Origin of the sequence: Flavobacterium sufflavum, assembly GCF_004016525.1 — a bacterium.
Lineage (GTDB): Bacteria > Bacteroidota > Bacteroidia > Flavobacteriales > Flavobacteriaceae > Flavobacterium > Flavobacterium sufflavum.
Genome location: NZ_SACJ01000007.1, coordinates 91,274 through 105,188 on the forward strand (window position 1 = coordinate 91,274; position 13,915 = coordinate 105,188).

The window sequence follows — 13,915 nt, forward strand, 5'->3', positions numbered from 1 at the left end:
AAATTGGATTAAAGATGATTATTATCTCAAGGTATGTTTACTGTTTTGAAATTTAAACGGATTGAATCCTGTTAAGTTAACTCTACAGGACATCCAAACCGCTCTATTTTTATATGCTTATAGAGATGTAAAACATAGTGAAAAGGCATAAAAAAAAGCCCATTTCGTGAGAAATGGGCTTTTAATCTGTGACCTCGACTGGATTCAAACCAGTAACCTTCTGAGCCGTAATCAGATGCGCTATTCAGTTGCGCCACGAGGCCTTTTTTGCAGTCGCTTTGTAAGCGTGATTGCGGGTGCAAATATAGGGATAAATGTGTAACTTGCAAGCATAAATTTCAATAAATACTAAAAAAAATGAAGTTAGAAAATTATATCCGTGATATTCAGGGTTTTCCAAAAGAAGGGATTTTGTTTAAAGATATCACTCCACTGTTAAATGATGCCCAAGCAAGGAAAGAATGCCTTCAAACTTTAGTAAAATCACTCAACGGACAAAAAATTGATAAGGTTGTAGGGGCTGAAAGCAGAGGTTTTTTGTTTGGGATGTTATTGGCACAAGAATTAAATGCTGGTTTTGTACCGGTACGTAAACCTAACAAATTGCCTTATGAAACTATTTCGGCTTCTTATGATTTAGAATACGGAACTGATACTTTAGAAATTCATAAAGATGCTATCCAAAAAGGGGATAAGGTATTAATTCACGATGATGTTTTGGCAACGGGAGGAACGGCTAAGGCGGTTTGTGAATTAGTAGAAAAATTAGGTGGCGAAATTGTACAGTTAAATTTCCTGATGGAGCTGACTTTCCTGAATGGAAGAGAAAAATTAAATGGTTATGATATTTTTGCTGCGGTAAGCTATTAGTCCAATGCTCTTGAAGTAATATAGTAACGATACCCAATAATTGCCAATTGCCATTTCTTGGCTTTAGCCAAATCAAGTCCTTGTTTGGTAAAACTAGGAAAAATGAGTTTGTTGATTCGAGCCAGAATTTTAAACATCAGTGCTTTTTATTCAAAGATACAAAAAAGACGGTCTTGATAAGGGACCGTCTTTTGTTACTTTAGTTGTTTATTTGATATTTTTTGTATGAATCTCAACGACACCATTAATTGCATTCTCTCCATATTTTTGGATGACTGCTTCTTTCTCTTTTTGTGATGCATCTGTTATTTTTCGAACACTTATCGAAGCAATTTCATTAGGATTTAATTTGTTCAAAACCTTTGAAGTACTAACTTTTCCATCGATAATGACAACCGCTTTGTTATAGTCTGTATTTTTATCTTCAATAATGAATTTCTTCAGATTAGTTGTTACGGGGATTGCTTCAACTTTCGAATCATTAACTTTCGGGTCTTGTTTTAATATTTGAAATCCTTTGACAGTTTTGTGAGGAAGAGATTTTAATTCGTTTACATCATACTTATTATAAGTATAAGCTTCTAAAACTCCGTTTCGAGCTTTTTCCCCATATTTAGCGAGAATGTTTTTTTTCATTTCTTCGGATGCACTCTCAAAAGGGCCAACATTTACTATTTTAATTTTTTCGGTTTTCATTTGTAGAAAAGTTTCATAATCGCTTTCTTTTCCATCAATTAGAATTAGGGCTTTCTTGTAATCAAAAGCTGGAGTTGTATAACCTATCGTATTTTCTTCAACAACTTTATTTTTACCATTTTCTTTATTTTTATTAGTTGATTTGAATTCCTTTGTTTTTTTGGTTGAATCTATTGATTTGGTTTTATCACTAAAAGGAGATATGTTATTTTCGGTTGTAATTTCAAAAGCACCATTTTTTCCTAAAGTTCCGTATTTAGTAATTGCTTGTTCTTTGTTTAATTCTTTTATTGAGCTAATACGATCTATATAAAGATCTCTTGGGTCTCTATTTGTTGGTGTTCCATTTACTACGAGAAGTTCATCTCTAAACTCAAATTTTCGGTTAAAAATTTTGCTTTCTTTTGCACCACTTATGGTTAATTTTAATCTCCCTGTTTTTGTGTTTATTTTATCTTGCGTTTCTTGTTTTGGAGTTTCTTTCTCCTGTGCAACTACTTCAATTTGGAATAAAAATACAAAGGCAACAAGTGCTGGAAATACTGTAATATACTTCCACGAATTCCATTTTTTTGATTGATTTTTGTTTAACATAATAATTCGTTTTTTGATTAAAGATTGATAGAAATGATTGGTAAGCGCTACACAGTTTTCCTGTGTGGTTATTTTTAGTAAGGTAAACTGATAGGCTTTTTTGTCGGTTATTTTTTTAGCTGCTTCGCTATCGGCAATGAATTCCAGATTTTGAGCAATGGCTTTTTTGTACAACCAAATCAGTGGATTGAACCAAAAAATGATACAAAACAACCTCGAAATCAATACATCAACACTGTGTTTTTGCTGGCTGTGTACTTTTTCGTGTTCTAAAATATTTTCCAGTTCGGTAGTACTATATAAGGAGGAATTATACACGATGTAATTGAAATAGGAGAAAGGAGCAATATTCTCAGTAATATCAATCAGTTTAAAGTTTCCTTGTTGCTGAATTGTTTTTCCTTTTAATAAGCTGATTAAACTTTTCAAATCAAATACTAGTTTTAGAAATAAAATGGCAATTCCAGTAAAATAAACATAGGTCAGAATTAAATACCAGTCGATTTGAGGTTTTGGAGTAACTACAGAAGTCGTCACAGGAATATTGGACCAATCAATGTTGGTTGGTGTTGGTTCGACCCAAATTATTTTTGTGATGAAAAATAATGGCAGAACACTAGAGCTCATTAATCCCAACAGTAAAAACCATCGATTTCCCGAAAAAAAAGTCTCTTTTCGTAACAGTAATACATAAGCGAAATAAAATACGCCAATTAAGCCACTTGCTTTGATGAAGTAAATAAACAGATTTTCCATAGCTATTGCTTTTTTTCAATCATGGCTAAAATTTCCCGTAGTTCTTCGGCAGATATTTTCTCTTCTTTGGCAAAAAAGCTAACCATATTTTTATAAGAACTATTAAAATAGGTGTCAATGGCGGTATTCATGAATTTTTTACGATAGTCTTCCATTTTTACAATCGGAAAATATTGGTGTGTTTTCCCAAAGGCATTATAGGAAACATATCCCTTTTCTTCTAGATTTCTAATAATGGTAGAAAGTGTGTTGTAATGCGGCTTTTCGTCTTTGATTTCGGCCATTACTTCTTTTACAAAAGCTTTTTCCAGCTTCCATAAAATTTGCATTATTTCTTCTTCTTTGTTGGTAAGCTTTTCCATAGTAGTTTAATTTTAAATCAAAACTACAACTACGTTTCTAGTTTTGCAACTATTTTTATAGTTATTTAACTAAATTTTTAGTTTTAAAAATTTAGAGCTTGAAATATTATCCACTTTTGCCTTTGTGGCTTTATAACTTTTAAGCTATTTTTGCATAAAATTTTGAAGATGAGGTATATTCTATTATTAGTTGTTTTGTTGCAAAGTAGTTTTGGCTTTAGTCAGGAAAAATTTAATTGGGCTGCATCCCAAAAGTTTCAGCAAGAATTAAATAAGGAATATGCCAATCGTGATAGTAGTCCTTTGATGGCTGAGGATTTAGCAACTTTTAAAGGTTTGGATTTTTATCCTATAAGTAAAAAGTTTTTTGTTAATGCCCATTTTGTGAGAACTCCAAATGAGAAGCCGTTCAAGATGAAAACCTCGACAAACAGGACGCCAGTTTATGTTAAATATGGAGAAGTACATTTTGAAATTGACGGACAAAAATGCAAATTGAATGTGTATCAGGATCTTGAATTAATTCAAAACCCAAAATACAAAGACGATTTGTTTTTGCCTTTTTTTGATAAAACATCCGGCAAAGAAAGTTACATCGGTGGGAAATACATCGATTTAAAAATCCCGAAAGGAAATACAATTGCGATTGATTTTAATACTTCGTACAATCCGTATTGTGCTTATAGCTACCGTTATTCCTGTCCTAAAGTTCCTTTGGAGAACGATTTGAAAGTGGCTATTCGCGCAGGAGTTAAAAAATTTCATGATTGATGCAGTATTTTAATTTACATACGCATCAGTTTGAAAATCAGGAAACTATTCTGGAATTAGTTAATCAATATCCCTGGGAGTTTGATGATACAATTCCGTATTATTCTATTGGAATTCACCCTTTATTTATCAATATTAAAAGATTAGAAAGCGATTTTGAAATTCTGGAGCAAAAAGTTGGTTTGTCAGGATGTTTGGCTATTGGAGAATGTGGTTTGGACAAACGCAGCGAAACAGCCTTTGAAATTCAATTGAAAGTTTTAGAAAAACAATTAGTTTTAGCCGAAAAGCTTCAAAAAGCGGTTGTGATACATTGTGTTCATGCTTTTCAGGAATTGGTAGAAATGAAAAACCGATTGAAACTGACAACACCTATTATCATTCATGGATTTTCCAAAAAAGTGCAATTGGCCAAACAATTGTTAGATAACGGATTTTATCTTTCTTTTGGAAGATATTTACTGATGAATCCCGAATTGGAATCGGTTTTTAATAGTATTCCTGAGAATCGGTTTTTTTTAGAAACTGATACTTCAGACTATACTATCGAAGAAGTATATGCCTTGGCAGCAAAATATAAAAAAATAACAGTGACGGAATTGCAACAAATTATTTCTAATAATTTCAATACCGTTTTTAATAAATAAATTACCAAAATTAACGAATACCTTTATTATGGCTGAATGGACAGAAAGAGCGGAATTATTATTTAGAAAAGAAGGATTAGAAAAATTGCAAAATGCACACATACTTGTAGTAGGATTAGGTGGTGTGGGCTCTTTTGCAGCCGAATTTTTAGCAAGAGCAGGAGTGGGTAAAATGACTATTGTTGACGGAGATGTCGTTGATATTACCAATATTAACAGACAGTTACCGGCTTTGCATTCTACTGTAGGTCAGCCAAAAATTACCATTGTTGGTGATCGATTGATGGATATTAATCCTGAATTAAAACTAACACGCATACAGGAGTTTCTTTCTCCCGAGCGTGCTTTCGAAATTGTAACTCCCGATTTTGATTACGTTTTAGATTGTATTGACAGTATTACTCCAAAATTAAACCTGATTGTAGGAGCTAAGAAAAAAGGAGTGAAAATTATTTCAAACATGGGCGCCGGTGGAAAAATGGTAGCCAGTAAAGTGGTTGTAAAAGACATCAGCAAAACCGATGTGTGTCCATTAGCCAAAGTGGTGCGTAAGCGTTTGAAAAAAATGGGTGTTAGCCGTGGAGTGAAAGCGGTATTTTCTATTGAAAAACCAGATGAAGGCAGCGTGAAGAGAACCGATGGAACTAATTTTAAAAAATCTTTTTATGGAACGAATAGTTATATGCCATGTTTGTTTGGGTTACATGCAGGCGAAACTGTAATTCGATATATCCTTAAAAAAGAATCACAAAACTAAAACAAACAAAATGATAAAAACTGTAATTTTTGATATGGACGGTGTAATTGTGGATACTGAACCGGTACACCGTTATGCATATTACAAACAATTTTCGGAATTAAATATAGAAGTTAGCGAAGATTTATACACTTCTTTTACCGGAAATTCAACCCGGAATATTTTTCAAAAGCTAAAAGATATTTTTCAGCTGGAACAAGAGGTTGAAGATTTAATTCAAAGAAAAAGAAGCATTTTTAATGATGCTTTTGATACCAAAAAGGATTTGGAATTATTGGCTGGAGTTCGAAATTTAATTGAAGATTTACATCACAATGGAGTTCAGCTAATTTTAGCTTCATCGGCTTCAAAGGTAACTATCGAGCGTATTTTTAACCGATTTGAGTTACACGATTATTTTACACATAAGGTAAGTGGCGAAGATTTCCCAAAGTCAAAACCACATCCTGCTATTTTTGAGCATGCTGCCAGTTTATCAGTAGCTCCAAAAGAGAATTGTATTGTTATTGAAGACAGTACAAATGGAATTATTGCAGCAAAAGCGGCAGGGATTTTGTGTATAGGATACAATAGCGAGCATTCAAAAAACCAGGATTTGTCTGAGGCAGACAGTGTTGTGAATCATTTTGATGAATTAAATTACGCTACAGTTAGAGATATGGATTCTAAATTATGCAATAATTAACAGTTCTAGGGAGTTAGAAGTTGTAAATTTGGAAACCAATAAAAATACAGAGTTTATGAAAAGATTATTGATTGTTTTGTTCCTTGTTATTTCTCATTTTGCCGTTGAAGCTCAGGTAAGAATTCCTGAAACGAGTCCAAAAGCTGTTATAAAACAAGTGGTGGGTTTAACGGATGTTGAAATTGTGTATTCACGTCCTTCTGCCAGAGGAAGATCAGTTTTAGGTAATTTAGTTCCTTTTGGTCAGTTGTGGCGAACAGGAGCTAATGATAATTCGACAATATCTTTTAGTGATGATGTAGTGATTAATGGTAAAACTTTAAAGAAAGGTAAATATGCCTTATTTACTATTCCGAATATTCAAAGTTGGGATGTATTGTTCTATACCGCAACAGATAATTGGGGAACCCCTAAGGAATTTGATGAGTCTAAGGTTGCTTTGAAAACTACTGTAAATGAAGAAGCTTTGGTTAAACCGGTTGAAACATTTACATTGGCAATAGGTAATTTAGATAGCGGTTCGGCTACTTTAGATATTTCCTGGGAGAATTCGTTTGTTTCTTTAAAATTTGAAGTGCCTACAAAAAAAATAGCAATTGCCAGTATCGAAAAAACATTAGCAGGCCCTACACCGGAAGAATTTTATACTGCTGCCCAATATTATTATCAGTCTAATAGTGATATTGAAAAAGGAAGAGCTTATATTGATAAAGCGGTTGAATTGTCTAAAGATGTTCCGTTTTATTATTTGAGATTAAAATCTTTGATTCAAGCCAAACAAGGAGATAAAAAAGGAGCTATAGAAACTGCAAAATGGTCTATCGCGGCTTCGGAAGCTGCAGGAAATAAGGAATATGTTGAAATGAATAAAGCCAGTATTGAAGAGTGGAGTAAGTAATATTTCCAATCTTTAATAAATAAAAATCCCATTTGTCCGAAAGAGATAAATGGGATTTTTGTTTTTTATTTAATCGTTGCTTTCTTAAAGATAGTTACTTGCAGTATTGCCGAAAGTATAATTGTCATTAAAGCTCCAATAAAATTCAGCCACAAATAACCTAATTTTTCATCGCCACTTGGGTAGATGTAAATAGCAAAATAATAAATAACAAAGATGGTTAACTGGCTAATAAAAGCAGCATAAAAAATAGCTTTGGCTTTTACAAATTTGAAGTAAAAACCAACTAAGAAAATCCCTAATACGGTTCCGTAAAATATAGACCCGATGATGTTTACTAATTGAATCAAATTTTCAAAAAGAGTTCCCACACAAGCAAAAAGAATGGCTATGATTCCCCAAAACAAGGTAAAAAACTTAGTAGCATTCAAATAATGTTTTTCTGTTTTAGGGTCTTTTAAATTTCGTTTATAAATGTCTATAGCCGTTGTAGAAGCTAAGGCGGTGAGTCCCGAAGCCGTTGAAGACATGGCTGCCGAAATAATTACCGCAAGCAATAATCCAATTAAGCCTTTGGGTAAATAATGCAGGATAAAATGGAAGAAAACATAATCTTTGTCGTTTGTTTCACTTCCGCTATCAACTTTTAAAATAATATCTTTCGCATGATCTCTTAGATCTTTTTCTTTGGTCGAAATGGCAACTAATTCTTTTCTAAGAATCGGATTATCGTAGTCCTGATTCAACTGATCGATATACAAGAGGTTGATTACTTTTTTGTCTTCTGAGAGAAGTGCAAGTTTTTTTTCTAAGGCGTGGTATTCGTTTTTATATTTAGATTTTTCAATCAGTGTTTTATTATTAGGATTGAAATTTAAAGGAACAGGATTGAATTGGAAGAAAACAAAAACCATAACACCTGTCAGTAATATAAAGAACTGCATTGGAACTTTTAAGAAACCATTCATGATTAATCCCATCTGACTTTCACGAACTGATTTCCCCGATAAATAACGGCCTACCTGAGATTGATCGGTTCCAAAATAAGCCAAAGCCAGGAAAAAACCACCTGTTATTCCGCTCCAAATGGTGTATTTTTCTTCAGGATCGGTAGAAAAGTCAACAATGTCCATCTTACCATTCGCTCCAGCAATGTGTAGCGCATTAGTGAAAGTCATATCGTTAGGTAAGAAGTGGAGTATGAGAAAAAAAGTAATAAACATTCCGGACATAATCACAAACATCTGTTGTTTTTGGGTTACGTTTACCGCTTTAGTTCCTCCTGAAACCGTGTAAATGATAACTAAAATACCAATTACAATATTCATATAAGTTAGATTCCAACCCAATAATGCCGATAAAATAATGGCGGGAGCATAAATGGTTAATCCTGTTCCTAATCCTCTTTGAACTAAGAAAAGTATAGCTGCCAGAGAGCGGGTTCTTAAATCAAATCGTTTTTCGAGGTATTCATAAGCTGTAAAAACTTTGTATTTATGGTAAATAGGAATAAAAGTTACACAAATAACAATCATGGCAATTGGGAGTCCAAAATAAAATTGCACAAAGCCCATTCCGTCATGATAGGCCTGTCCCGGTGTGGAAAGAAAGGTAATGGCACTTGCTTGGGTAGCCATTACCGAAAGACCTACAGTATGCCAGGGAGTTTCATTACTTCCCAGGATAAAATCTTCCACGTTTTTACTTCCTTTGGTTTTCCAAGCACCATAAACTACAATAAAGAGCAAGGTTATAATAAGTACAATCCAGTCAAATAATTGCATGGCTTAAGAGTATAATTTCATTATTAAATAAAAAATCATGATGTATATTGCATTTGCAACTAGTACCCAGGTATAATTTATTTTCCAGTTTTTTTCTTTTTTTAGTCCCATTTTATTTCTTTATTATTCAGGGTTAACGGATTCAGGAGTTTTTAACGCAATCATGTTTGCCATTAATCGATAGGCTCCTGAGACTCCCATTGGCAATTCTCGAAATAAACTCAAACCGGTATAAATGTATTGTCCCTTTCCATAAGTTGCAATTAATAAAGCTCCTTTTTTAGGAGTTTCCCCTTTGTCATGAGAAGAGAAAATAGGAGTGAAGGCAGCATCGAATTCATTTGGGTAATACAAACCCTGTTCCTGTGTCCATCCTTTAAAATCTTTTGGTGTAATTTGATTTGGATAATTTAAAACAGTATGATTCGGTACAAGGAATTCCACTGCTGCATTTTCATCAGTGACTCTGTCTTGAGAGATAGTCAAAGGGTAGGGAGCAATGTTAGTAGGAATGTTTCCATCTGGCGTATTGTATTGTACAATCATGGTTTTTCCTTTTTTTACAAATTCAAGCAACAAATGTTGTCTGTTTTTTAAGCCAGGCAAGGTATTATAAGCTCGGATTCCAGTTATGATTACATCAAAATTAGTTAAACTTCTGGAGTTGATTTCTTCTGAAGTCAGTAAGCTAACAGTGTAGCCCATCTGGTTTAAACATTCAGGAACTTCATCGCCGGCTCCCATAATGTAGCCAATTCTTTCGTTAGTGGTTTTTAAATCCAGTTTTTTAAATTTGGCTTCGGCAGGCATCAAAACCTGTTGTTTTGAAATATGATCGTAATTGATAATAATTTGTTCTTTTTCGAGCTTTTTGTTATTGATAGTCACACTGCTTTTAGCTGTTATTTCCGATGGATTTTCAGGAGGAGTAACGTCAAAATATACCGTTTTTTCACTTTCTTTTTTGTCTAATTTTACAGCAATTGTTGCGGGAGATACTTGCCAATTATCCGCTAATTCTAATTGTACACTACCATCAATATTGTCTTTTCCCGCTTTGACCTGAACGGCCATTTTTTTTGTTTTTCCATCATTAAAAAAGGAAATCTGATCCAGAATTCGGGTGCTTACCTCAGGAATAATATCGAGGTAGTTATACATTTCTCCTTTTACTTTGTCATTGTATTTATAGACAATATCGCGCTCAAAAGGAATGTTTACATCGTTTATTTTAATGTTAAATTGTAGTTTAACATCTCTTATAATATCAGGAATTCCAATGTTTTGTTGTTCCGAAACCTGATACATTCCTGTTGTTCCTTTGTGTTTTAGCCAATAAGGTTGGCTGTATTCTAAATTTTCAGGTAATTCTAAATCGATAGAATTTTTTTCTGCAATATTGTTGTTTAATGGTTTGTTTAAAACGCTGTTTTTTTGATTCGGAAAAATGTCTATGCTGCTTAATTCCATCGGAACAGCACTTCGGTTAATAGCTTCTAATCGTAGTTTAATAGTACTTCCCGGCGTTGCTTGTTGTACATTGGAGACAGCTTCAAGATACAATCCGGTACAGCTGGCAATAATGGTTTTAAGTTCTTCGAGTTTTATTGGTTTCCAATGATTTTCGTCTAAAGAGGAAATCATTTGGTAGACTTTGATTAAATCAGGAATAGAAGCCGATGGATTAGAAAAATTGAATTGGGATTCAATTTGGCTAAGTAATTCACCAATTGCTTTCCCATCTTTTACGCGATTCCAGCTCGTGTCAATACCATCAAAAATATTTGATTTATCGTTTAATTTTTCTCCGTTAATGAGCTCTAAATATTCGGTTTCTTTACCGCGATTTCCGGTACTTCCAAAGCCCTGTGATTTATGACTGCTCCGACTTAAAGCGGCAATTTCTTGATTGGATTTTCCTAATTCAGGATAATAGGCACCAGTTTCGAGACTAATTAATTTAGATTTATCAGCCTGGTCAAATTTTTCCTGACTTCCGTAAAAGTTTATAGACGCATTAAAGAATAAGCGTTTGGGTTGCCACGGACTGTACCATTTTAATTGTTCTGGAAAACGTTTTGGATTATTGGATAATTTAAAACTTTCATAACTTAAAATTGCCGAAGCGGTATGATGTCCATGTGTGGTTCCTGAAGTGCGATGGTCAAAGCGATTGATAATTACATCAGGTTGGAATTTTCTAATTGTCCAAACTACGTCGGCTAAAACTTTTTCTCTATCCCAAATTTCGAAAGTCTCATCTGGGTTTTTAGAAAAACCAAAATCATTGGCACGTGAAAAAAACTGTTCTCCACCATCTATTTTTCTCGCTTCTATAAGTTCCTGAGTGCGAATAACTCCTAATAATTCTCTTAATTCAGGGCCTATTAAATTTTGCCCTCCATCACCACGAGTCAATGACAAATAAGCGGTTCTTGCCTTTTTTTCATTTGATAAATAAGAAATCAATCGGGTGTTTTCGTCATCGGGATGGGCTGCAATATAAAGTACACTTCCTAAAAAATTCAACTTCTGAATTTGGTTGTAAATTTCAACAGCATTCAATTTTTGAGGTTTTTGTGCTGATGTGAACTGAAAGAACAATAGGGATATGAAGATAAATAGAATTCTATTTTTAAGTGTTTTTTGCATAATTTATCACAATAAGCTCAAATGTAGTAATTATTTTTTTGGAATAAAATCATTCTTATTTTCTTTATAGAATGTCTTATCAAAGTAGAAAGGCGAATTCCAAATTGAAATTCGCCTTTTTTTGTTTTATAAGAATCGATTAGTGATTTCTGTGACCGTTGTGATTTCCTCTATCATGTCTGTCATCTCTGTCGTATCTATCATTTCTGTCATCTCTTCTATCATAGGATCTGTAGTTGTCAGCATAACGGTTGTTGTTATAACGACGACCCTCTACATATCTTGTATTGTAATTTCTGTTATCATAATATCTAACGTTGTGATTGTTGTAGTAAGTATAAGGTCTGCTTCCGTGGTAACCTCTTAATTCAATTCGACGTGCGTTATTTAAATCACAACCTCTGTATCGTACTGGAACGTATCTTGTACGACACCAGTTTCCGTTGTCTAAATAAACATATAATCCGGCACTTACATCATAATAAGATTCGATTTCAGGGATGTAATAAAAATCTACGTTTACGTGGTTTTGAGGTACCCAGGCTGGTCTAACTACTACTGCAGGTGTTCCTATGTTTACGTTAATTGAAACTTGTGCTTGAGAAGTACTAGCTGCAAATAAAATGATTCCTGTTGCGATTAATTTTAAAGTTTTCATGATTTCTGTATTTTAGAGTTATTTGGGGGATTTTAAATTATTTTATAAATATGTTAGTTGAATATCAATTACTGTGCCGAAAATATTTTATTAACTTTATTTTAACTTTTTTAATTAAAAGGATAAAATACTGTATCGAGTTTTTTTAGAATTTAAAACAATAAAAGTTAGTGTTTTTTGTTGCCTTTTTCATGTTTTTGATTTTCTTTATAATACTTTTTATATTCCTTGTCTTTTTTGTTGTCGTAATGGAAATCTTCTTTTTGTCCTATTGATTTTTGAGGTTTTCCTTTATAGCCTTTATAGTATTTTGCCTTGTGAATTTTATAATATACGTAAGGAGTTCTTCCGTGATAATCAGTTAAAACTACTTTGTAACCATGATACAAATCATAATTTCTGTAGTGTTTTGGAAGATATTGGGCGTGTATCCATCTTCCATTGTCAAAATAAATAAATTGTTCCAAACGAATATCATAATAAGATTCTATATCCGGGATATAATAAAAATCGACATCTGAATAGCCTACAGGACCCCAGGCCGGAGGAGTTCCTATATTGACATTTACCGATACCTGTGCTTGTATATTACTGTTTAATAAGAGAATAATTCCTGCGGCTAATAATTTTAAAGTTTTCATATTTTCTGCTTTTTTAAATTTATTCTGTGTTTTAAAATTTAATTCCAATTTGTGTGCCAATGTTGTTTTTGTTAACTTTTTTTTAACATTTACAAAAGGACTAAAAAAAAGAAACGCAATTAGCGTTTCTTTAGTATTTAGGGATTAAAATTTAATGTTTTCCTTTTCCGTTTCCATTACCATTTCCGCGGTCGTGGTTGTTGTTTCCTGAATTGTGTTTGTTATAATTGTTTCCTCTGTCGTTTCCTCTGTCGAAATCACGTCTATTGTCGTGTCCATAATCATTTCTATAAACGCCAATCGATTTTTGTGGTTTTCCTTTGTAACCTCTATAGTATTTTGCTTTATGGGTTTTATAATATACATAAGGTGTTCTTCCGTGATAATCATTTAAAACTACTTTATAACCACGGTATAGGTCATAGTCACGGTATCTTACTGGTAAGTATCTTGAATGTATCCATCTTCCGTTGCCAAAATAAATAAATTGTGCCAGACGAATATCATAATAGGCTTCGATGTCCGGGATATAGTAAAAATCTACATTAGAATATCCTACTGGTCCCCATGCTGGAGGAGTTCCAATATTTACATTTACTGAAACTTGAGCTTGAGTTGTTGTACTCGTCACTAATAATATAATTCCTGCTGCGATTAATTTTAACGTTTTCATAATTCTATGTTTTTAAAGTTATTTAAAATGTATTGCTATTAGCTAAAAGCCAATTATTGTGCCAAAAAAGCCTTTTAATGTTTAATTTTGAGTTAAACAAAACAGCTCATCCTTTTGGAATGAGCTGTTTTGTTGTTGTATTTTGTTGATTTTTAAAGTAATAGAATTAATAAAAGAACAATGATAATAATAGCGCCAACAGATAAATAAACCCCTTGACCAGATGATCTTAAATTCTTTTTAATGGTTTTAACCTCGGTTCTTAATTCTTTTTTTTCAGAAGAAGACAAGTTAGACTTGTCCATTTCTTTAATTTCATTCAATCGATTAAGCATTGTTTTAACTTCAGCAGGCATTTCTTTCGGAGTATCAGAAGAGTTTTTTTCTGCTGCATAAGTGCTTGTAGGGAGTACACATATTGATAGTATCATGACCATCAAATAAAAACTTAGTTTTCTCATACTTAAAATT

The 13,915-nt window shown here is 33.0% G+C and carries 15 protein-coding genes and 1 tRNA gene; 6 read left to right on the plus strand and 10 right to left on the minus strand.

What is annotated here, in order from left to right; genetic code table 11:
- Window positions 1-189: 189 nt before the first annotated feature.
- Window positions 190-263 (minus strand) — tRNA-Arg (locus EOD40_RS12060).
- Window positions 264-357: 94 nt separating this feature from the next.
- Between EOD40_RS12060 and EOD40_RS12065 the strand changes: the two genes are divergently transcribed.
- Complete coding sequence (locus EOD40_RS12065) at window positions 358-870, plus strand: adenine phosphoribosyltransferase (RefSeq protein WP_128195861.1); 513 nt, start codon at window positions 358-360, stop codon at window positions 868-870.
- On the opposite strand, the gene EOD40_RS12070 is transcribed toward EOD40_RS12065, so the two are convergent.
- The 3 genes from EOD40_RS12070 to EOD40_RS12080 all read right to left on the minus strand — a co-directional run bounded on the left by EOD40_RS12070 (window position 867) and on the right by EOD40_RS12080 (window position 3,278).
- A complete protein-coding gene (locus tag EOD40_RS12070; protein WP_128195863.1) occupies window positions 867-1,007 on the minus strand; it encodes an SsrA-binding protein in 141 nt (46 codons plus the stop codon). The genes EOD40_RS12065 and EOD40_RS12070 overlap by 4 nt on opposite strands.
- Before the next feature lie 70 nt (window positions 1,008-1,077).
- On the minus strand, window positions 1,078-2,916 hold the full coding sequence (locus tag EOD40_RS12075) for a M56 family metallopeptidase (RefSeq protein ID WP_128195865.1): 1,839 nt from the start codon (window positions 2,914-2,916) through the stop codon (window positions 1,078-1,080).
- Window positions 2,917-2,918: 2 nt separating this feature from the next.
- Window positions 2,919-3,278 carry a BlaI/MecI/CopY family transcriptional regulator gene (locus EOD40_RS12080; RefSeq protein WP_128195867.1) on the minus strand — a complete coding sequence of 120 codons (360 nt, stop codon included), beginning with the start codon at window positions 3,276-3,278 and terminating at the stop codon, window positions 2,919-2,921.
- Between the two features lie 168 nt (window positions 3,279-3,446).
- On the opposite strand from EOD40_RS12080, the gene EOD40_RS12085 reads away from it, so the two are divergent.
- Genes EOD40_RS12085 through EOD40_RS12105 form a run of 5 tightly spaced genes read left to right on the plus strand, consistent with a single transcriptional unit; the run spans window position 3,447 to window position 7,036 of the window.
- Window positions 3,447-4,049, plus strand: coding sequence for a DUF1684 domain-containing protein (locus EOD40_RS12085; protein WP_128195869.1), 603 nt, complete (start codon window positions 3,447-3,449; stop codon window positions 4,047-4,049).
- Window positions 4,049-4,696 carry a TatD family hydrolase gene (locus EOD40_RS12090; RefSeq protein ID WP_128195871.1) on the plus strand — a complete coding sequence of 216 codons (648 nt, stop codon included), beginning with the start codon at window positions 4,049-4,051 and terminating at the stop codon, window positions 4,694-4,696. Before EOD40_RS12085 ends, EOD40_RS12090 begins: the two co-directional genes overlap by 1 nt.
- 28 nt (window positions 4,697-4,724) lie before the next feature.
- Window positions 4,725-5,453, plus strand: coding sequence for a tRNA threonylcarbamoyladenosine dehydratase (locus EOD40_RS12095; protein ID WP_128195873.1), 729 nt, complete (start codon window positions 4,725-4,727; stop codon window positions 5,451-5,453).
- Window positions 5,454-5,463: 10 nt separating this feature from the next.
- A complete protein-coding gene (locus EOD40_RS12100) occupies window positions 5,464-6,138 on the plus strand; it encodes an HAD family hydrolase (protein WP_128195875.1) in 675 nt (224 codons plus the stop codon).
- A 55-nt stretch (window positions 6,139-6,193) separates the two neighbouring features.
- The gene (locus EOD40_RS12105) at window positions 6,194-7,036 is read left to right on the plus strand and encodes a DUF2911 domain-containing protein (protein ID WP_128195877.1); all 843 of its coding nucleotides are present in this window, start codon (window positions 6,194-6,196) and stop codon (window positions 7,034-7,036) included.
- Between the two features lie 65 nt (window positions 7,037-7,101).
- Here the strand turns inward: EOD40_RS12105 and EOD40_RS12110 are convergent, their stop codons facing one another.
- From EOD40_RS12110 to EOD40_RS12135, 6 genes are all read right to left on the minus strand, one after another.
- On the minus strand, window positions 7,102-8,820 hold the full coding sequence (locus EOD40_RS12110; protein ID WP_128195879.1) for a sodium:solute symporter: 1,719 nt from the start codon (window positions 8,818-8,820) through the stop codon (window positions 7,102-7,104).
- A gap of 123 nt (window positions 8,821-8,943) precedes the next feature.
- Entirely contained in the window at window positions 8,944-11,472 is a 2,529-nt protein-coding gene (locus EOD40_RS12115; protein ID WP_128195880.1) for a PIG-L family deacetylase, read from the minus strand.
- A 139-nt stretch (window positions 11,473-11,611) separates the two neighbouring features.
- Window positions 11,612-12,130 carry a hypothetical protein gene (locus EOD40_RS12120; RefSeq protein ID WP_128195882.1) on the minus strand — a complete coding sequence of 173 codons (519 nt, stop codon included), beginning with the start codon at window positions 12,128-12,130 and terminating at the stop codon, window positions 11,612-11,614.
- Window positions 12,131-12,297: 167 nt separating this feature from the next.
- Window positions 12,298-12,771, minus strand: coding sequence for a hypothetical protein (locus tag EOD40_RS12125; protein WP_128195884.1), 474 nt, complete (start codon window positions 12,769-12,771; stop codon window positions 12,298-12,300).
- A gap of 151 nt (window positions 12,772-12,922) precedes the next feature.
- The gene (locus EOD40_RS12130; RefSeq protein ID WP_128195885.1) at window positions 12,923-13,444 is read right to left on the minus strand and encodes a hypothetical protein; all 522 of its coding nucleotides are present in this window, start codon (window positions 13,442-13,444) and stop codon (window positions 12,923-12,925) included.
- 152 nt (window positions 13,445-13,596) lie between these two features.
- Window positions 13,597-13,905 carry a hypothetical protein gene (locus EOD40_RS12135; protein WP_128195887.1) on the minus strand — a complete coding sequence of 103 codons (309 nt, stop codon included), beginning with the start codon at window positions 13,903-13,905 and terminating at the stop codon, window positions 13,597-13,599.
- Between the last annotated feature and the right edge of the window lie 10 nt (window positions 13,906-13,915).